Raw genomic sequence first — 19,631 nt, forward strand, 5'->3', positions numbered from 1 at the left:
CGGAACGCTCATGGAATGGAGGGGCCCATGCCTAGCAAACCACCACTGGTAGTCAATGACAGCGTTATGGCGCACCTGCGGGCCTGCAAAGCTCAAGGGCTGACGAAGACTGAATCAGCTGAAGAGTTGGGCGTTCATTTGATGACGCTGAACAAGGCCATCAAAAAAGCGAGCCCCCGGGTTCAGCAGGAACTGGCACGGATGTGGCCGCATGGCGGCTACCGGCACGGAAATCGAACAACAGAGAAGCCGCAGGTTAAGTGGCTGACACGACCCTGGAGGACAGCAGCGTAATGAACACCCGACGATTCAAACTGAAAAACAACACCTCGGTCAGGTGCTGCCCGCAATGCGGAAATAACCAGGTTTTTACAGCCCACTCTGACTATTGCGCTGAGGACTGCTGCGAGGTCTGGGTAGTCTGCAAGTGCGGGTACGACCCAACCTCAGAGAAAAGCGGATTCCGTCTTGAGGACGTCTGGGGCGGCGTAGATGACGCCAATATCATGGATGCTCTGTCTTGTTGGAATGACGCCTTATCTGCCGAGGAAAAACAATTGACGGAAGAGCGGGAGGGCGCGTGATGAAATGCTACTTCGGGGGCGCAAGAAGCCCATCAGAATTCCCGTTTCTCGCAGCCTGCTTTGCCCCGGACATCAAAGAGGCTAAGCGCCTGATCTGGAACTCTGGCGAAGTCGCTGAGGACTGCGACCACGAGTATTTCGAAATGCGCGTGGTTCGCTCCAAGGAGCACGACAATCTGTTTGGCCGGGACGGCAGAACCGACGCTCATGTCATTCAGGACGCAGCAGTGCTAAGAGATATGGGCTGGATGTGCTACTGCGATGAACACTGCGCCTGTTGCGGGCGAGCAACCATGGACGGCGAATTCCCTGTCTGTGAAGAGTGCGACAGCTGCAGTGAGTGAGGGCACGATGATGACTGCTCGATGGCAGAGAATGAGGAGGGCTCTGGCGATGAGTGACTGGGATGTAAACGACCCTGGCGTAGCTGCTCGGGCAGCCATTGCAGACGAAATGAACGCCTGCATGCATCGGTCAGAATGCCGACGGCTTGCTGGTGAGAATAAGTCCCTGCGCCAACAGCTCGCCAGCGCCGAATCAGACTGCCGCCAGCGGATCAGACGGGATCGAATGTACTGCATGAGCCATGGCAATGAGGCGGTTCAGCAGCTGGTGGCGGAGAATGCGGAGCTGCGGCAGCGTGTTCAGGATTGCGAGAGTGCGATCTTGCGACGAGAGCTGATGATCAGCCAGGTCGAGGCCGAGCTGGAGCAGACCAAAGATCGAGTGACGGAGCTGGAAAACGAAACCTTCGCGGCGTGCGCCGAAATCATAGCGCGCGAAGCTGAAAAGCTGGGTCGGACACAAGGCCTTGGCAAAAGAATGGCCAGGCTTCGACTGCTTGCCGCCGCCAGCAAACTTCGGCAAGCGCCGCAAGAAAGGGAGGGCGTTCAGTGAGCCTGAGAGAACACGTAATTGAGGCCCGGGACAAGTTCGAGCCCGACGACACTGGCTTCGGCTTTGATTTCCCATGCAGCGCATGTCGGCACCGCTTTGCGCCCGATAGCGCCGAGCCATGCCGGACCTGCGACTACAACATGAATGCTGTTCGTGAGCATGCCAGCGAACAGAAGCTGATTGGGGGGTGAGTGATGGCTTTCACGCGATGGGTTCAGGAACGCAGACTGAGAGAGCTGACCGGCCTGAGTCACGACCAAATCAAGGGGCGTCGGTCGATCTGGGTGGAGAATCGGCACTGGAAATGGGCGGCTGACGGGACGATCTGGTACAACACGGAGGAAATCGACAAGTGGGTCGAGCGCGAACACGCGGCGTAACGCCAGAGGAAGAAGCAGCGAAGCATCCAGGCGTTGAGATCCACGGCCAAGCCATTCGCATCAACTTCCAGTATCAACGGAAACGGTGCCGGGAAACGCTCAGTATCCCGGTGACCGCCGCCAACATCCGACTGGCCGCCAACAAACGGGCGGCCATTCTCCACGAAATCAGCATCGGATCATTCGACTACGCGGCGCACTTCCCGAACTCGCCCCGGGCAAGAACTGAATCATCAAGCCGACGGGCAACGCTGCAGGAGGTCCACGACCGGTATGTGCCAATCAAGGCTGCAAACATAACGGCGGCCACCGAGCGGCGGTACCGGGTCGCGCTCGACGTTTGCTGCAGCGAAATTGGCTGGGGGCTGATGACCGACTCGATTATGCCGGAGGACATCGACCAGCTCCGGGCCAAACTGATTGGCACTCGGAAGCCGTCAACGGTGAATCACTACCTGGCATGCTGGAATGGCCTGGCCGCCTGGGCGCTTAAGAATGGCTACGTGACGCGGGATCTGGGCGCGGACTTCTTCAAAAACACTCCGGACAATCCGGACCCACTGTCTTTCGAGGAATACCAGGCGGTGATCGAGAACGGGTGCCTGCACCCCCAGGACGTGGCCCTGGTCACCCTGGCCGTGTACACCGGTTTGCGCCCGGGGGAACTATGCGGGCTTGCCCGGGAAGACGTGGACGGAAGCCAGCTTCACATCCGTCGATCCATGACCGACGGTCGGGTGCTGAAGGTGCCCAAGACAACGAAGGAACGGACAGTGTGGCTGGTACCGCCGGCACAGGAAGCGATCAGGGTTTTGCTGGAGCTCACAGCAGACCAAGAACCCCAGGACGAGGTGGTCGAGATCAGCCGTCACCAGAGCAGGACAGAGCGGATCACGCCGCTTGTGACCCCGGTGCAGGCTCGGAACAAGAAAACCGCTGGCCGGCGCCTGGTGCCGCTATCCTGGGCGACCAAGTGGGGCAAGCTGCTGAGCAGGGCAAAAGTCCGGTTTCGGACTTGCTATCAGACCCGTCACACTTATGCCTGCTGGTCCCTTACGGCTCATGGTAACATCGCGTTCATCGCGAATCAGATGGGCCACCAGGACTTCTCGATGCTGGTGAAAGTGTACGGTCGCTGGATGGATTCGGAATCCAAAAAGGAATCGGAGTTCGTCTGGACACAAATGCGAAAAGCCGGTGCATTTGCCCCAACCATGCCCCAGAAATTTGAGTGACAATGACGAAAGCCACGCCTCGCAACGCTGACAGCGCCATAGATAAACACACCCCGATGATGCAGCAATACCTCAAGATCAAAGGGGAACACCCCAATGAGCTGGTGTTCTATCGCATGGGGGATTTCTATGAGCTGTTCTACGACGACGCCAAGAAAGCCGCCGATATCCTCGACATCACCCTGACCGCCCGCGGACAGTCCGGCGGCCAGCCGATTCCCATGGCCGGCATTCCCTACCACGCGGCCGAGAACTACATCGCCCGCCTGGTGCGTACCGGCCAGTCCATCGCCATCTGTGAGCAGATTGGCGACCCGGCCACCAGCAAGGGCCCGGTCGAGCGCAAGGTGGTGCGGGTGGTAACCCCAGGCACCCTGAGCGACGACGCCTTCCTGGAAGACCGCCGCGACAACCTGCTCACCGCCATCTACAGCTACAAGGAGCGGTTCGGCTTTGCCACCCTGGACATCTCCAGCGGCCGCTTCGCCATCGCCGAGCTGGACGACCTGGAAGAACTGCGCGGCGAGCTGCAACGGCTGCAACCGGCGGAGATCCTGATCAGTGAAGACTTCCCCTACGATGAAGTACTGGAAGGCTTCAACGGCATCCGCCGCCAGGGCCCGTGGCTGTTTGAGGCCGACAGCGCCCTGCGGGTACTGACCCAGCAGCTGCAGGTGAAAGACCTCACCGGGTTTGGCTGCGAAGACCTGCAACTCGCCATCTGCGCCGCCGGCTGCCTGCTGCAGTACGCCCGCGAAACCCAGCGCACCGCCCTGCCCCACATCCGCAAGCTGACCCGGGAGACCCGTGACGAGGCGGTCATCCTCGACGCCACCAGTCGCCGCAACCTGGAAATCGACACCAACCTGATGGGCGGCAGCCAGCACACTCTGGCCTGGGTGATGGACCGCACCGCTACCGCCATGGGCGGCCGCCAGCTACGACGCTGGCTCAATCGCCCGCTGCGGGACGTACACACCGTGGAGCAACGGCAACACGCCGTCGCCGCTCTGCTGGACGGCTTCCATTACGAGCCGGTCCACGAAAGCCTGAAGGCGGTAGGCGATATGGAGCGCATCCTCGCCCGGGTGGCCCTGCGTTCCGCCCGCCCCCGCGACCTGGCCCGGCTGCGGGATGCCTTTCAGGCCCTGCCGGCGCTGCAACAAGCGCTGCAACCAGTCAACTCCGACCATGTGGTCAAGCTGGCCACCATCATCAGCGAGTACCCGGAACTGGCCGATCTGCTGGAACGGGCGGTGATCGATAACCCGCCGGTGGTGATCCGTGACGGTGGAGTGATCCGCGAGGGCTTCGACGAAGAGCTCGACGAGCTGCGCAACATCAGCGAGAACGCCGGCCAGTTCCTGCTGGACGTGGAAACCCGGGAGCGCGAACGCACCGGCATCAGCACCCTGAAGGTGGGCTATAACCGGGTCCACGGCTACTACATCGAGATCAGCCGGGCGCAGTCGGACCAGGCGCCGGTGGACTACATCCGCCGCCAGACCCTTAAGAACGCCGAGCGCTTCATCACCCCGGAACTGAAAGAGTTTGAAGACAAGGCACTGAGCGCCAAAAGCCGTGCCCTGGCCCGGGAAAAGGCACTGTACGACCAACTGCTGGAAACCCTGGCGGACAACCTCGCCAGGCTGCAGGACACCGCCCAGGCGCTGGCCGAACTCGACGTACTGGCCAACTTCGCCGAGCGGGCCACCAGCCTGCGCTTCTGCGCACCGGAGTTCCGCAACGATCCCGGCTTCGACGTGGAAGACGGCCGCCACCCGGTGGTGGAGCAACTGCTGAGCGAGCCCTATGTGCCCAACAACCTGCTGATGGACACCAAGCGCCGCATGCTGGTGATCACCGGCCCCAACATGGGCGGTAAGTCCACCTACATGCGCCAGGCGGCACTGATCGCCCTGCTGGCCTACACCGGCAGTTTCGTGCCCGCCAACCGGGCGGTGCTGGGCCCGGTGGATCGCATCTTCACCCGCATGGGCTCCTCCGACGACATTGCCGGCGGCCGTTCCACCTTCATGGTGGAAATGACCGAAACCGCCAACATTCTCCACAACGCCACCGAACACAGCCTGGTGCTGATGGACGAAGTCGGCCGCGGCACCAGCACCTTTGACGGCCTGTCACTGGCCTGGGCGACCGCCAGCCACCTGGCCCAGGACATTCGCTGCTACACCCTGTTTGCCACCCACTATTTCGAGCTGACACAGCTGGCCGACCAGCTGGAACACGCCGTCAACGTCCACCTCACCGCCACCGAGCACGACGACAGCATCGTGTTCCTGCACAACGTCCACGACGGCCCCGCCAGCCAGAGCTATGGCCTACAGGTGGCCAAGCTGGCCGGCGTGCCCCAGGGCGTCATCAGCAACGCCAAGGACCAGCTCAAACAATTGGAGGGCAGCGCCTCCCCAGCGCCCGTAGCCGTATCAGAACCCGCGCCGGCAGCAGCACCCAAAGCGCCGGTGGAAACAGCTAAAAGCATCGTGCAGGGCGACATGTTCGCCAGCCTGGAACCCAGCGAGGCCGAACAACTCCTGGCGGCACTGGATCTGGACAACCTGACCCCCCGCGAGGCCCTGAACCAGCTTTATGAGCTCAAAAAGTTGATTTAGGCCACCTGCGCATATACTTATAGCGTCCCGACGCTTGCGACAGCGCGGGCCGCTCCCTACAATATCGCGCAATTAAAAGAGCCCTGGCGCAGTGGTCACTGCGCTTTCTCCACCCGGCCAAGCCTCAACGGCCTGCCGGCGCGAACCACGGGCTCGCAAATAATGGAGTCACCCTCCCCGGCCCCAGTGGCAGCTTCGGTTACCCAATGTTGACCGGGAGATGGCAGACCTCCAGTCTGATGAGATAGACCACCGAACCAGGGAACCGACTATGGCGTTTGTCGTTACTGATAACTGCATCAAGTGCAAATACACTGACTGCGTTGAAGTATGTCCGGTGGACTGCTTTTACGAAGGTCCGAACTTCCTGGTCATTGACCCGGACGAATGCATCGACTGTGCCCTCTGCGAGCCTGAGTGTCCCGCCGAAGCCATCTTCTCTGAAGACGAGCTGCCGGAAGATCAGGTCCAGTTCGTGGAAATCAACGCCGATCTGGCCGCCAAGTGGGACAACATCACCGAGAAGAAAGACCCGCTGCCAGACGCCGCAGAGTGGGACGGCAAGCCCAACAAGCTGCAATACCTGGAGCGATAAGGGTTTGCAGGCGGCTTGAAGCCAGCCAGCAATACAGAAAAGAAAAAGGGGTCAGAACCACGGTTCTGACCCCAGACTGCTGACAAACCCCGGTTTTCCGGGGTTTGTTGCATTTGGTCGTTCTGTTTTCAGCCGACGGTCGCTTGAGTCAGCCTTCCTCGTCGATACTTCCTATCAACCCGTTTTTGAGTCCATGCCAGGATTGATGCCTGTAAGACCAGTGCTGCAAGCGATTTCAGCCCCAAAATACGCGCCAGGAGCTGCGCGATCTTCTTCATGTTCTGGGCAGTCGCAGCCAACAGACATTGCTCGCGGACCTTTGACAGCCCTCGCAATCGAGCATAGCGATGGCCACGCAACTGCTTGGCATCCGCGAACGAGCGCTCCACCGTCTCTTGCCGTCGTTTGTACAGCGCCTTGCCCCAAGGCGTTAATCGGTTTTGGTCGACTCGTTCTTTGCAGTCCTGCCAAACATGGCGGGTGAGCACCTTGACGTGGTTAGCGCTGCGCGTGCACTGACCAAGTAGCGGGCAGTCTTTGCAGTGAACCGGGTTGGACTTGTACTCCCGGTAGCCCTGCCGGTTGGTGGTGGCGTAGATCAGCAACTGTCCCTCGGGGCAGCGATAGGTATTGGTTTCCGGGTCATAGGTGAAGGCGCGCTTGGAGAGATAGCCCTTGGGCTTGTTGGGGCGTCGGTAGCCCATCACGCCATAGATGCCCCGGTCTTCCAGGCCCTTGCAGAGACCTGCCGTGTAGTACCCCGCATCCAACCCCACACCCCAGACGTCAAAACCGAAGCGTTCTCGCTGGCGGTCCAACCGATCGAGGTAAGGCCGGCTGTCATGGAGGTTGGCCGGGGTCGCGTAACTGTCTGTGATGATGGCATGACGCCCATCCACCGTCCGGTGGTCCAGATAGAAGAAGCCCTTGGGTTTCCCTTCCCGCACCATGTAACCGCTGTCCGAGTCGGTACGACTCACCTTGGTGTCCTTCATTTTGGGCGGCTGCTCGGACAACTTCGTTTTCAGCGGCTTCTTGCCATGAGCCTTGCGGTCGCTCTCGATCGCCTGCTCCAGACTCTCCAGGTAATCCACCACCTTCACTTCCGCCTGTGCCAGGTCGTACTTGTTCTTGTTGGCGTTGGCCTTGAGGTGGGTGCTGTCGGTGTAGAGCACTTCGCCACCAACCAGGCCGTACCTCATGGCCTGAAGCACGATCTCATCGAAGATCTCCTGATAGATGTGGCTGTCATGAAAGCGACGACGGCGGTTCTGGCTCAGCGTGGAGGCATCTGGCACCTTGTCGGTCAGGTTGAAACGCAGGAACCAGCGGTAGGCCACATTGACCTGAATCTCCCGCACCAGCTGCCGCTCACTGCGGATACCGAACAGGTAGCCCAGAAACAGCATCTTGAACAACACCACCGGATCAAGGGCCGGGCGGCCGTTGTTTGCGCAATACAGGTGCCGTACACGCTCACGAATGAACTCGAAATCAATGGCGTGATCGATTGAGCGAAGCAGATGGGTTTCAGGAACCAGGGACTCGAGACAGACCATCTCGAGTTCGTGTTGTTGCGGGGAGGGCTCTTTGAGCATGGGGCAGCCTCTGGAAAGTCGCTGGCCCAATTACAACAAACCCCCGCTACCATGGCGAGGGTTTGTCAGCAGTCTGGGGTCAGAACCACGGTTCTGACCCCTTTTTCTTTGTTCTGAAACTCAGCAAGAGATCAACCTTGCATATGTTGCCGACGGTACTCCCATATCCTTCGATAGTACTCCACACACTCAGCGTGGGCTACTGTTCTGTACAGCCAGCAGGCAATCAAAGAGAAAGACAGACCGACGGCAGTCGTCCCGGCAAGGTTAGTAGTGCCAAAAAACAGAGACACGGCGCCAGTGACGGCAAGCATTCCTACGACACAAAGATTCAGCTGCTTCAGGAAACCATGCCATCTAGCACCACCTCGAGTAAGCAAGAAGGTTGGTGTTACCAGTGAAAAAACCGCCAGAGCAGAAAGAAAAAGCCCAATACCAAGTACAGCCTGCACACTAATCCATTGGGAAACCAACAAGGCTATCGAAGCAAGCAGGATGCCCAATGAGGCCGTCATGCAGACCACAGCACCGATCACATGCCACATTCCTCGAGGGAAAATCTGAATCTCGATGCCTTCTTCATTGGTTACACTATGATCATTCACCAGCATGACTTATTCCTCTGCCACTACGGCCACAGCAAGTGACCGGATCGAGCCACCCAAGGCACTGCCGGCAACCGTAAGACCCGCTCCAATGGCGTCCTTAATTTGACGCAATGTCGTGGTTCGAATGGCTTGATTCGACCAGCGTTTTTCAATCTGTCCAGCGCGTTCGAAAAACTTGATCATACTATTGGAAATTCCCGGCGCGTTTGATCTCGCGATTTCACGTGACAATTGCTTTCGTTGCTGCCGGTTGAGACCGTTTAACGCTTCTCTGAAAGTAACACCCTGACTTTTTAGCAGTTTTACGCCTCTGACCGTCATCAGGCCCGCCGTACCGGCGCCACCCAAAGAGATCAAATCCACAGCGACTGTGGCGTTCTGGTACCACTCCTGACTATCCAGCATATCGTTCCATTCAGGCTTTTTTGTCTCAAACGTCGTACGGGCAAGCCCATTGAAACACTGCACAGTGCTTGCCGTCGCTGCGCTATAGGCCATAACAGTGAGAACTGCACTGGCTCCACCGCTAAACGAAATAGCAGTGCCAGACGTCAGAACAACAACCCACCCGAGGACCATCGCTCCGCAAGACAGTGCGGCACCTGCTGCTTCCAACACAATCTGGCTTTCCCGCTGATTCGACTTCACCTCACCCACATACTCAGTCGCTGGTATTTCGGGCGGAGGTTCACGGAGAATCACTTTGACAGGCTTGGTAAAACATATGGGCTCAAACTCACGAAGAGTAATGGCAGTGCCCTGGCTATCGATGTATACGACACCAGCCCCGATCAACGAGGGGTCATCATCAATCGCCTTAAAGATCTTTTCTTGATCGAGGACGATCTTCAGCCGAGTCCGAAGCCGCTCTTCAGCAAACGTTGTCTGGTTGAAAAAAGAATGATATAGAGGAGATTGATCTCACGGTTCCTTGTGAAATTTCAGAATCCTAGCCTAGTAGCAGGCATTGCTTGGGCTGTTTAATATAACAACAATAAGCTTACAGCCCCTGACCACCTTTTGCCAATTGATTCGCGAGAATCCAGAAGCCCCCTGGCCGCTGGTTACGGTGGTGCCGCTGAACGCCATACACGTGCGCTCGGCCAGCGACGACTCCCCAGCCACCGGGTCGATTGCCTTTTCCACCGCAATCGACTCCCCGGTCAGAATGGCTTCCTGAATCTGCAGGCTGTGGGCTGCAACCAGTCTCAGATCGGCCGGCACCCGATCACCCGCCTCCAGCAAAACCAGGTCGCCCGGGACCAGCTGATCGCCGGCCACGGACTGGCGCCGGCCAGCGCGGATCACCGATGCCTGCGGCGCCAGCATGTGACGGATCGCGGCGATCGCCCGGGCGGCCTTGCCCTCCTGAAGGTAACCGATGGCGGCGTTGAGCATTACGACCGCCAGGATCACCGAGGTATCCAGCCAATGCCCAAGGGCCAGGGTGATCGCGGCGGCGCCGAGAAGAACGTAGATAAGGATGTTGTGGAACTGGAGAAGGAATCGGGTAAGTGGGCGCTGGCGTTGTGGCTCCGGCAGGCAGTTCAAGCCATGTTGCTGCTGCCGGGCCCGGACCTCCTGGCCTGACAGGCCACCAGACGTGGTCTGCAACGCCTCAAGCACCTCAGCCACTCCCTGCTGATGCCAATCCCGCGTCTTTTCCATGGCCGGATCTCCTGACTGTTAAACTCGCCGCTTGGCGTACTCGCCCGGTCACAACTGACCCAGCTTGCTTGGCAACGCCAAATTGCATTGTGCAGCAGTGGCTCAACATCGGTTTGATCCAGGCCAAGACTCTGCGCCATGACCTGCTGAGCTATATGCAGTACAACTCTGGAGAAAACACGCTTCTCGGAACCTGGCTAAAAGCCTGAGCGCTCAGGCCTGGGTCATCGCCACCTTGGCGCCGATGCCGACAAAGACGCAGCCGGTGAGGCCGTTCATGGTGCGCCGCAGCCAGCCGGGGGTGGCCAGGCGGTTTGATCTGGCGACCAAAGCCGCCACGGCGCACTGCCACACCATGGCCAGCAGAAAGTGAATGGCCGCCAGCATCAGCGACTGCAGGAAGACGTTGCCGGCGGGGTCAACAAACTGCGGCAGGAACGCCATGTAGAACAGCGCGGTTTTGGGGTTGAAGACGTTGGACAGCAGGCCCTCGCGGAAGTCCCGCCGGAATCGTGGCGGGACCGTGGCCGACGCGACAGGGGGGGAGTCCATAGCGGGCTTGCGCCAGGCCTGGCGCAGGCTGGAGACGCCCAGCCAGATCAGGTAGCAGGCGCCAGCCCATTTCAGCAGGGTAAAGGCCCAGGCGGTCTGTACCAGGATCACCGAGATGCCCACCGCTGACAGCGTGGCGTGCACAAACAGCCCGCTGCAGATCCCCAGACTGGTGACTGAGCCGGCCCTCAGCCCGGAGCGGGCGGTGTTGCGCACCACCAGCAGGGTGTCTACCCCGGGGGTGATGGTCAGCAGGAAAATGGCCACCAGGTAGGCGCCAAGCAGTTCGATGGACGGCATAACTCACCACAAGCACAAACGGCCCGGGCAACCGCCCACCGCAGGGTGATCAGTCGTCCCGAGCCAGGAGTTTCTTGACCGCCGCCGACTTGTAGAACGGAGACAGGCGGCGGCGCAACACCTCTTCAAGATACCCCTCCTCCCGGAGCACGTCCACAATCGGCAGGGCAAAGGCGTCCAGCTCCGCCATCACCATGGCTTCGTCCACCCCCACATCCTCCAGCAGCGCCGTTAACGGCTGATCGCCGTAGCGTTCAAACAGCTTCTCCACCACCGCCCGGCAGCAGCCCTCGAAGTAGGCGGTCTGGCGGAAGCTGAGCCAGAATTCGTAGCCCAGCACCACAAACTCCTGCAGCTGGATGTCACCAAGGCCTTCCTGCAGCTCGGCGATGGTGTGATCTTCCAGGCTGACCCAGGCCGCCATCACGGTGTCCCGCAGTTCGTCGTCGGTCAGTGTCTTGTGCAGGAAGGCCTCACTGCGGCTGATCAGCCCCGGCAGGCTGTCTGACAGCCAGCCCTTGATGCGGCGTTCGAAGGTCTCGTCCAGGCCGGGCACGGCTTTGTTGGCCATCTTCTTGCCAAACTTCATCACCGAGCCCACCCCCGGCACCGATTTGGTGATCAGGTTGTCTTCGTAGAGGTAGTTCACCAGCCCCTGGTACACCACGTTGGACACCAGCTCCTGATAGACCGGGTGCGCCATGATGCTGCTGATCACCCGCTCCCGGTGGTGCTTGAGCTCAAGCGCCTCCTCCAGAAACGCGGTCGCCTGCTCCCGCGACAGCACGTCCTTGAGCCGGGTCTGTTCCTGCACGTCGGCATTGAGGACCTCGGTCGCCATCTCCGCCGCCAGTTCCGGGATGCCGGCATCGAGTTCCATATCCATCACCAGCCGCTGGATTACGCCCATCACCTGTTCGGCGGAGCAGACCCGGTTCAGGGTCAGCTGGCCGGCGTAACCAAACAGCGCCCTGACCTCCCGTTCCAGGGATTTGCGCAGCTTGGCCCCTTTCAGGGCCGCCAGCTCGTGTTTGACGTGCTGCTCCAGCAGCTCGGTGGCGAGATCGAGGGTTTCGACTTGGGACATGGACAGCGTTCCTGCTTGATTGTTTTGCGCAGGCTAGCACGAAGCGGCCGGCAGGCCCTTTGCCCAATGGGACGGCCACCGCCTGCGCCGCGGCCAAGCCTACTGGAAGTCGTTGAAGTGATGACGCTCGGCGCCCAGGGCGAGACAGACGCTGCCGGGCCCCAGGTAGATGCTGCTGGTAATGCCCATCTGCGACAGCAGCAGTTCCACGCCCTGGCGTTCACAGGCGTCGCGCAAGCGGTTGATGCCGGGCAGCTCTTCGATCTCGGGCCAGGACAGACCACAGGACAGGCTGACGTAGGGCGTCAGCAGCCCCGCCTCAACCCGGCCAATGGCATAGTTGATGACCTTCTCCACCGCCACCTCGAAATTGCGGGTCTTGGCCACCGGCTGGCCCTCGGCGCCCTGGCCGAAGATCACCGGGGTGATGTTCAACGCCCGGCCGAGGAAGGCCACCAGTGCGGATACGCTCTTGTCACCCCGACGCCGGGCGCGCTCGCGGATGTAATGCAGGTCCCGGGGGATCACACAGGTGTAGATGCGGTCGGTAAACGACTCCACCTCATGGCGCAGGGCGTTCTTTGATAGTCCCTTGTCCAGCAGGCTGAGGGTGTAGGCCGCCAGCAGGCCCTGGCCGGCAAAGATCTGTTTGCTGTCGATCACCCGCATGGAAAAGCTGCCCTCAACGCCAGCGGCATCCCGTACCTCGCGGTACTGGGCCATCACCGTGTTCATTGCGGCGGAGGCGTTCTGATAGATCAGGCTACGGGAACGGGTAACGGTTTCGCAGATGGCGACGTCAAACTGGCTGACGATCCGCTCCATGAACAGGTCGTGGATCTGCTCGGCGGTAAAGGCTTGGGTCTCCGCATGGTGGCCTTTCTGCAGCAGGCCACTCTGGTAGAACTCCTGGGTGCGCACCGGATCATGCTCATCGATGTAGGTCTGGTGGTCGATGGTGGCGGTGATTGGCAGCACAAACAGGTCGTGCTTGCGCCTGAACTCAAACGGCAAGTCGCAGGCTGAGTCTACGATCAGACCAACGCGCATCGGGACCTCCGGGTCTCTCCAGCCGGTTGTCCGGCTGCTGTTGTTATCATTGTTGTGAGGGATGCCATGTGTACCACAAACTGGTCACAAATTCAGCACCCCTGCCCGGCCCCCACCACAACGGCTATCCGGATGTCAAACGACCCGGATATCAGCCTACCCGGATTTCAGCGCGCTGAGGTTCTGGCGCAGCAGCTCGCGGTTGTCCTGCTGCCAGGGGTGGAAATCCCGCCGCAGGTAGCCGAGAAACTCCGGCAGACAGCGGCGCAGCACCCCGGGCCTGCCCCAGAGAAAGTTCAGCCCGCCGAGCCAGGTTTTCAGGCTCCAGAGCTTGCCATCCCGCTTCAGCAGGCTGCAGGTGTTGAGGAAGGTGTACTTGAAGAAGTTGAAGGTGACGAACAGGAACACCACCCGCCGCAGCCGCTCGTTACCGACACACTGGCGATACACATCAAAGGCCACCGACTTGTGCTCGGTCTCTTCAATGGCGTGCCAGCGCCACAGCCGCTGCATGGCCGGGGTCGCACCTTCCATCCACTCCGGGTGGCTGAGGATGGCGTTGGCCAGTACAGCGGTGTAATGCTCGGCGCCGCAGGTACCCGCCAGCTGACGGCTGGCCGGCAAGCGGCCGACCCAGGCCATGTGGCGATGGAAGCGGGCGTCGATGGCGTCGATGTCATACCCCCGCGCCTTGAGGCCCTCGTTGTAATCACGATGCTCGCGACTGTGCAGCGCTTCCTGGCCGATAAAGCCACGGATTTCAGCCTTGAGCTTGGGGTCGTCGATGCGGTCACGGTACAGCCGCACCGCATTGATGAACTGCTGCTCGCCCTCGGGAAACTGCAGCGACAGAGCGTTGAAGAAGGCGGTACGAAACGGATCGTTGCTGTGCCACCAGGTCTTGAGGTCCGGGGACACATCGAACTTGAGGTTGCGTGGCGCCACGGTGACGCCGTCAGGCGTAGTACTGATGGACGTAGTGCTGATGGACGTAATGCTGGTGGACGTAGTGTTGATGGACATGGCAGCCTCCTTATTACACTTATTGTTGTTGCGGAGCCTTTCCGGATAACAAAGCCTCTACTGGCAACTTAAAACACCCCTCCCCACTTGTACATTCCCTGATCAACAATCGTCCCAAAGTGACCAGCGCACCCCAACCAACAGACATAAAAAAGGGGAGCCTAAGCTCCCCAAAGCACACACAATGGCTCATCGCAGGATAATCAGTGCTCTTCCGCAGCCGCGCGGGCGCCGGGCGCTTCCGGGTCCGGCGTAAACCCAATCAGCTTGCTGCGCTCAATCAGCAGGTACAGCACCGCCCCGGTCGCCAGGCCCCAGCCCGCACCGTACACCGCCAGGACTACGCCCATGGTGCCGGCAATGCCGCGCTCGGTGTTGTTCTCCAACTGCTCCAGACCCACCATCAGGCAGATGTAACCGGTCAGCAGCAGGGTCAGTGACAGCGCGATGGGCAACACCGGCTGGAAGAAGCTCACCAGCGGCAACACGAACAGCGCAATGAACCCGGTAATCCAGAAGGTACCGCCGCCGCTGTAGATGGAGTCCATCGCCTTGCGGCCGTACTTGTAACGTTCCGCCATGGTGGCGGTCACCGCCGTCCAGATCGGCCCGGCCAGCCCCGGATAAGGCGCGAAGAACGCGTGCATGCCGTTGCGGATGGCGGTGACCAGGTGTACCCGATCGATGCTGCTGTCGATGTCTTCGTCCTTGCGCAGGTGGTCGACACGATCCATCAGCGACTTACCGACAATGATGTCCCCGAAGGCAATGATGTAGGCAATCACCGCCGTGGGCACCGCCAGCATGAACACCTCGGCGGACGGGAAGCCAACGGTGAACGGCAGGTAGTTCCAGAGCTCCCCGAAGGCCGGCTGGGTAATGCCCCACTGCACGTCCGGCACGTCGTACTCGCCGGTGGCAAAGCCCACCAGGATGGCAACCACCATCCCCGGCACCATGCCGTAGTTGGCGATCTTGCGGGCAATGGTGTTGGTCTCGACAAAGCCCTTGAACGACAGCGAGAACATCAGGTACAGGCACACCAGACCACCCAGAATCAGGGAAATCGGCGTCTCCGCCAGCCGGCCACCGGCCTCAATCTCTCCCATCAGCGCCGCAATACCGGCGCCAATGATGATGCCGCCTTTCATCGAGCGGGGAATCAGCTGTACCAGCTTGTTGCCCATGCCGGTCAGGCCCAGCACCAGAAAGATCAGGAACACCAGGAACTGCAACGCGAACAGCGCCTGAATCGCTTCCGCCCCCGGTTCGAACTCACCAAGGAACAGCAGCACCACGGGAATCCCCGGGGTAATCCAACCGGGTACCAGCGGCACCCCCAGCAGGGCCGGCAGCATGAAACCGATACCACACACCACCACATAGGCCAGGGCAACGTCGTAAGGCACGCCCAGGTACTTCTCCAGCAGCGGGATCATCGCCAGGCTGACCACAAACATGATCAGTGCCTGGACCATCTCCGCCACTTCCCAGCGGTAGTGAACAAAAGGCAGGCGGATCTTGAACGGTCCGGCCGCCCAGTAGGGCTGCTCGGCGCCCTCATTACGGTGATACATTTGCATAGCGAAACCTCCTGGCACCTCCGGCGGGAGGGCCTGATGTTGTTTTTGTCAGGGATTGAGAGGTGATGCGGCGGGGCGAGCCGGGACCGGCCCGTCCCCGCGCCGTCATCAGTCGAGCTGGCGAGCCTGGTCGCGCAGCACGAATTTCTGGATCTTGCCGGTGGACGTTTTCGGCAGATCGGTAAAGACAACCGTCTTGGGCACCTTGAATCGGGCCAGACGCTCACGGCAGAAGTTGATCAGGTCTTCCTCGCTGATCTCACCGGCTTCCGGTTTCAGCGCCACGAAGGCGCAGGGTGTCTCCCCCCACTTCTCATCAGGACGGGCCACCACCGCCGCCTCCAGTACCGCCGGATGACGGTAGAGGGCGTCTTCCACCTCGATGGTGGAAATGTTTTCACCACCGGAAATGATGATGTCCTTGAGGCGGTCCTTGATTTCCATGTAACCGTCCTCGTGCCACACCGCCAGGTCGCCGGTGTGGAACCAGCCGCCGCGGAAGGCTTCCTCGGTAGCTGTGGGGTTCTTGAGGTACCCCTTCATCACAGTGTTGCCGCGCAGGAAGATCTCACCAATGGTCTTGCCGTCCTTCGGCACCGGCTCCATGGAGTTGGGATCACCCACCATCATCCCGGCCAGCGTCGGATAGCGCACACCCTGGCGGGCCTTGATCGTTGCCCGGTCGTCCAGGCTGAGCTCATCCCAGCGCGACTTCCAGGCACACACAGTGACCGGGCCATAGACTTCGGTCAGGCCGTACACGTGAGTAATGCGGATGCCCATTTCCTCCACCGAGCCGATCACCTGGGCTGGCGGCGCGGCCCCGGCCGTCATCGCGTTGACGGTGTGATCGATGCCACCCTTGGCGGCTTCCGGCACATTCAGCAGGGCATTGAGGACAATCGGTGCGCCGCACATGTGGGTGACCTGGTGATCGCGGATCAGCCGCAGGATCTTTTCCGGATCAACCCGGCGCAGGCAGACGTGGGTGCCCGCCAGCGCAGTGACGGTCCAGGGAAAACACCAGCCGTTGCAATGGAACATCGGCAGGGTCCAGAGGTACACCGGGTGCTGCCCCATGGACCAGACCGCCTGGTTGCCAAGGGCGTTCTGGAAGGCGCCACGATGGTGGTACACCACGCCCTTGGGGTTGCCGGTAGTACCGGAGGTATAGTTCAGGGAAATCGCGTCCCACTCGTCCGCCGGCAGGTGCCAGTTGAACGCCGGGTCACCCTCCTGCAGGAAGGCCTCGTAATCCAGGTCACTGACCGCGGTGCCTTCGCCATACTCGGGATCATCCACATCGATCACCAGCGGCGCGTGCTCCAGGTGGGCAACCGCTGCCCGAATCACCTCGCCGAACTCGCGGTCGGCAATCACCACCTTGGCTTCGCCATGCTCCAGCATGAAGGCGATGGCCTCCGCGTCCAGCCGCACGTTCAGGGTGTTGAGCACCGCGCCGATCATCGGCACACCAAAATGGCACTCCACCATCGCCGGAATGTTCGGCAGCATCACCGCCACCGTGTCACCCTTGCCGATACCACGCCCGGCCAGGGCGGACGCCAGCCGGCGACAGCGGTCGTAGGTCTGCTGCCAGTTGTAGCGGATATCACCGTGGATGATGGCGGGGTAGTCCGGATAGACGCTTGCCGTGCGGGCAATGAAATCGATCGGGGACAGAACGGCGTAGTTGGCGTTGACCGGCTCCAGGCCGGACTCAAAGATCGAGGTCATGGGACGTTTCCTCTTTGCACCCTGTAGTTTTTATAGAATGTTTTTATGGAACGTTTTGTGGGACATCGCTCCAGGAAATCATTTGTTTTTATGAGTCTGCTATTGGTAGATCTATGAGAACCCACTAAGGTAACTTTTCTACCATTGGGTACGGATACTATTTCAGCCAGAGCAATCTAGCAATAGACCCGTAGTATTATAGAATAAATACTATATTGCGTTGTCAGCATGACAGAAATCCCCCAGATTCCCGGCTCACTGCCCCGGGACCCCGAGGCCTGCCTGGTCGTTGATCACCGCGCACGGGTGCTCGCCTTCAACGACACCACCCAGCGCTGGTTACGCCAACATGACCACGCATCCGGTGGTGGTCGCCCCGACACCCTGTTACCGGTAAACCTGGCCGCGCTGGTGCGGGCCTGCCTGCAACAGGATCGCGCCATTGAGGACGTCGAAAGCCGCCTCGGCGACCACACCTACCTGTGGCTGCTGGTGCCGGACCAGGCCCACCAGCAGGTGATGATCCGCGGTCGCGACGGCACCGCCACCCTGGCGGCGCTGGACGAGGCCACCCGCGCCAGCCGGCTGTACCGGCTGATTACCGAGAACACCACCGACCTGATCTCCCGCCACGCACCGGACGGCAGCTTCATCGACGCCTCGCCTGCCTCCTGGCGACTGCTGGGCTACTGGCCGGAGGAACTGCGCGGTCAGCGGCTGGACCAGGTGGTACTGGCCGACTCCCTTGACCAACACCTGGAAGAGGCCCGGGTACGCCTGCGGGACACCGGCTACGCCACCCTGACCGTGCAGATGCGACGGCGCGATGGCGAACTGCGTTGGTTCGAGACCGCCAGCCGCGCCATCCGCGAGACCTACACCGGCGCCGTGATCGAGGTGGTCAGTGTGTCCCGCGACATCACCGCCCGGGTCAATTCGGAAGAGAACAACCGACGCCTGGCGCAGGTGGTTGAGGCCAACACCGACCTGGTGCTGTTTGTCAGCCGCAGCGGCGACATCAGCTACATGAATCCCGCCGCCCGCTCGGCACTGGGGGTGGAGGGCCAAAGCCTGCCGCCGCTGAGCGCGTTCTTCGATGCCAGCGAACTGCAGCGAATGGTCAGTGAGGGCCTGCCCCGGGCCAACGAAAGTGGCGTCTGGGAAACCGAGACCCGGCTGCACATCCACGGTGGCGGCGACACCCTGCCGGTGTCACTGGTGCTGCTCTCCCACCCTGCCGCCAGCGGCCAGCCCTATTACTCGCTGGTGGCACGGGACATGACCGAACGGGAACTGCGCGAGCAGGAACAGCGACGCCACCAGGAAGAACTAGCCCACACCGCCCGCCTGGCCACCCTGGGGGAGCTGGCCTCCGGCATCGCCCATGAGATGAACCAGCCCCTTGCCACCATCGTCAATTACGCCAACGCCAGCCAGCGCTACCTCCAGCAGGCCGACGACAACCCCGACGCCCTGGCCCGGGTGCAAGATGGCCTGAAACGGATCACCCAGCACGCCAACCACGCCTCGGAAGTGATCAAACGGCTGCGGGCGTTCCTGCGCAAGGGCCAGAAGCGTACGGCGGCGATCGATCTCAACGACGTGGTCACCACCTCGGTTCGCCTGTGCCAGTGGGAAGCCGACAAGCACCAGGTGGCGATCCAGTGCCAACTGGCGCCGGACCGCCCCAGCCTGACCGCCGATCCGGTGCTGCTGGAACAGGTGCTGATCAACCTGATCCGCAACGCCATCGACGCCAACCGCGAGCGCCATGCCGGCCAGCCTTCCCGGATCACTCTGATCACCCGCCACCGTGCAACCGGCGAGGGCCAGACCGAGATCCTGATCGAGGTGATCGATCAGGGGCCGGGGCTGGACGAGGAAGGCCTCAGCCAGATGTTCGCGCCGTTCTACACCCGCAAGCAGGACGGCCTGGGCCTGGGGCTGTCCATGAGCCGTTCCATCGTCGAGGGCTTTGGCGGTTACCTGGAAGCCAGCCCCGACGACGGCGGCGGCCTGAGACTCTACTGCCGCTTTCCAGTACGATTGGCCAGCGCCACGGATACCGACGACTGAGGACCGAACCTTGAAGGAGCACACG

At 60.8% G+C, this 19,631-nt stretch carries 19 protein-coding genes; 9 read left to right on the forward strand and 10 right to left on the reverse strand.

Annotated elements, in window-relative coordinates; genetic code table 11:
* Positions 1-27 precede the first annotated feature (27 nt).
* From J2887_RS15065 to fdxA, 8 genes are all read left to right on the forward strand, one after another.
* The gene (locus tag J2887_RS15065; protein WP_227171919.1) at positions 28-294 is read left to right on the forward strand and encodes a hypothetical protein; all 267 of its coding nucleotides are present in this window, start codon (positions 28-30) and stop codon (positions 292-294) included.
* The gene (locus tag J2887_RS15070) at positions 294-584 is read left to right on the forward strand and encodes a hypothetical protein (RefSeq protein WP_227171920.1); all 291 of its coding nucleotides are present in this window, start codon (positions 294-296) and stop codon (positions 582-584) included. Before J2887_RS15065 ends, J2887_RS15070 begins: the two co-directional genes overlap by 1 nt.
* Entirely contained in the window at positions 584-928 is a 345-nt protein-coding gene (locus J2887_RS15075; protein ID WP_227171921.1) for a hypothetical protein, read from the forward strand. Before J2887_RS15070 ends, J2887_RS15075 begins: the two co-directional genes overlap by 1 nt.
* 49 nt (positions 929-977) lie before the next feature.
* Positions 978-1,481, forward strand: coding sequence for a hypothetical protein (locus tag J2887_RS15080; protein ID WP_227171922.1), 504 nt, complete (start codon positions 978-980; stop codon positions 1,479-1,481).
* A 194-nt stretch (positions 1,482-1,675) separates the two neighbouring features.
* The gene (gene xisR / locus J2887_RS21865) at positions 1,676-1,861 is read left to right on the forward strand and encodes an excisionase family protein (RefSeq protein WP_227171923.1); all 186 of its coding nucleotides are present in this window, start codon (positions 1,676-1,678) and stop codon (positions 1,859-1,861) included.
* Positions 1,834-3,096, forward strand: a complete 1,263-nt coding sequence (locus J2887_RS15090) for a site-specific integrase (protein ID WP_227171924.1) — start codon at positions 1,834-1,836, stop codon at positions 3,094-3,096. The genes xisR and J2887_RS15090 overlap by 28 nt, the downstream gene beginning before the upstream one ends.
* Positions 3,097-3,098: 2 nt before the next feature.
* Positions 3,099-5,729 carry a DNA mismatch repair protein MutS gene (gene mutS / locus J2887_RS15095; protein ID WP_227176144.1) on the forward strand — a complete coding sequence of 877 codons (2,631 nt, stop codon included), beginning with the start codon at positions 3,099-3,101 and terminating at the stop codon, positions 5,727-5,729.
* 271 nt (positions 5,730-6,000) lie between these two features.
* Positions 6,001-6,324 carry a ferredoxin FdxA gene (gene fdxA, locus J2887_RS15100; RefSeq protein WP_227171925.1) on the forward strand — a complete coding sequence of 108 codons (324 nt, stop codon included), beginning with the start codon at positions 6,001-6,003 and terminating at the stop codon, positions 6,322-6,324.
* Between the two features lie 128 nt (positions 6,325-6,452).
* Here the strand turns inward: fdxA and J2887_RS15105 are convergent, their stop codons facing one another.
* The 10 genes from J2887_RS15105 to J2887_RS15150 all read right to left on the reverse strand — a co-directional run bounded on the left by J2887_RS15105 (position 6,453) and on the right by J2887_RS15150 (position 17,530).
* Positions 6,453-7,922 carry an IS1182 family transposase gene (locus J2887_RS15105; RefSeq protein ID WP_227171926.1) on the reverse strand — a complete coding sequence of 490 codons (1,470 nt, stop codon included), beginning with the start codon at positions 7,920-7,922 and terminating at the stop codon, positions 6,453-6,455.
* 131 nt (positions 7,923-8,053) lie between these two features.
* On the reverse strand, positions 8,054-8,533 hold the full coding sequence (locus J2887_RS15110; protein WP_227171927.1) for a hypothetical protein: 480 nt from the start codon (positions 8,531-8,533) through the stop codon (positions 8,054-8,056).
* Between the two features lie 3 nt (positions 8,534-8,536).
* The gene (locus J2887_RS15115; protein ID WP_227171928.1) at positions 8,537-9,178 is read right to left on the reverse strand and encodes a hypothetical protein; all 642 of its coding nucleotides are present in this window, start codon (positions 9,176-9,178) and stop codon (positions 8,537-8,539) included.
* Between the two features lie 306 nt (positions 9,179-9,484).
* On the reverse strand, positions 9,485-10,198 hold the full coding sequence (locus J2887_RS15120; protein ID WP_227171929.1) for a cation-transporting P-type ATPase: 714 nt from the start codon (positions 10,196-10,198) through the stop codon (positions 9,485-9,487).
* Positions 10,199-10,411: 213 nt separating this feature from the next.
* Positions 10,412-11,050: a LysE family translocator gene (locus J2887_RS15125; protein WP_227171930.1), complete on the reverse strand. Its 639-nt coding sequence runs from the start codon at positions 11,048-11,050 to the stop codon at positions 10,412-10,414.
* 49 nt (positions 11,051-11,099) lie between these two features.
* Positions 11,100-12,137 (reverse strand): hypothetical protein, encoded by a 1,038-nt coding sequence (locus J2887_RS15130; RefSeq protein WP_227171931.1) that lies wholly within the window; start codon positions 12,135-12,137, stop codon positions 11,100-11,102.
* A gap of 99 nt (positions 12,138-12,236) precedes the next feature.
* A complete protein-coding gene (locus J2887_RS15135) occupies positions 12,237-13,187 on the reverse strand; it encodes a DegV family protein (RefSeq protein ID WP_227171932.1) in 951 nt (316 codons plus the stop codon).
* Positions 13,188-13,343: 156 nt separating this feature from the next.
* Positions 13,344-14,210, reverse strand: a complete 867-nt coding sequence (locus tag J2887_RS15140; protein ID WP_227171933.1) for a metal-dependent hydrolase — start codon at positions 14,208-14,210, stop codon at positions 13,344-13,346.
* 203 nt (positions 14,211-14,413) lie between these two features.
* Entirely contained in the window at positions 14,414-15,793 is a 1,380-nt protein-coding gene (locus J2887_RS15145) for a solute carrier family 23 protein (RefSeq protein ID WP_227171934.1), read from the reverse strand.
* A gap of 108 nt (positions 15,794-15,901) precedes the next feature.
* Complete coding sequence (locus J2887_RS15150) at positions 15,902-17,530, reverse strand: acyl-CoA synthetase (RefSeq protein WP_227171935.1); 1,629 nt, start codon at positions 17,528-17,530, stop codon at positions 15,902-15,904.
* A gap of 228 nt (positions 17,531-17,758) precedes the next feature.
* Here J2887_RS15150 and J2887_RS15155 point away from each other — a divergent pair, with 228 nt between their 5' ends.
* Positions 17,759-19,606, forward strand: coding sequence for a PAS domain-containing sensor histidine kinase (locus tag J2887_RS15155; protein ID WP_227171936.1), 1,848 nt, complete (start codon positions 17,759-17,761; stop codon positions 19,604-19,606).
* Positions 19,607-19,631: the final 25 nt, after the last annotated feature.

The sequence above is a fragment of the Marinobacter sp. CA1 genome, assembly GCF_020546665.1.
GTDB classification, from domain to species: domain Bacteria; phylum Pseudomonadota; class Gammaproteobacteria; order Pseudomonadales; family Oleiphilaceae; genus Marinobacter; species Marinobacter xestospongiae.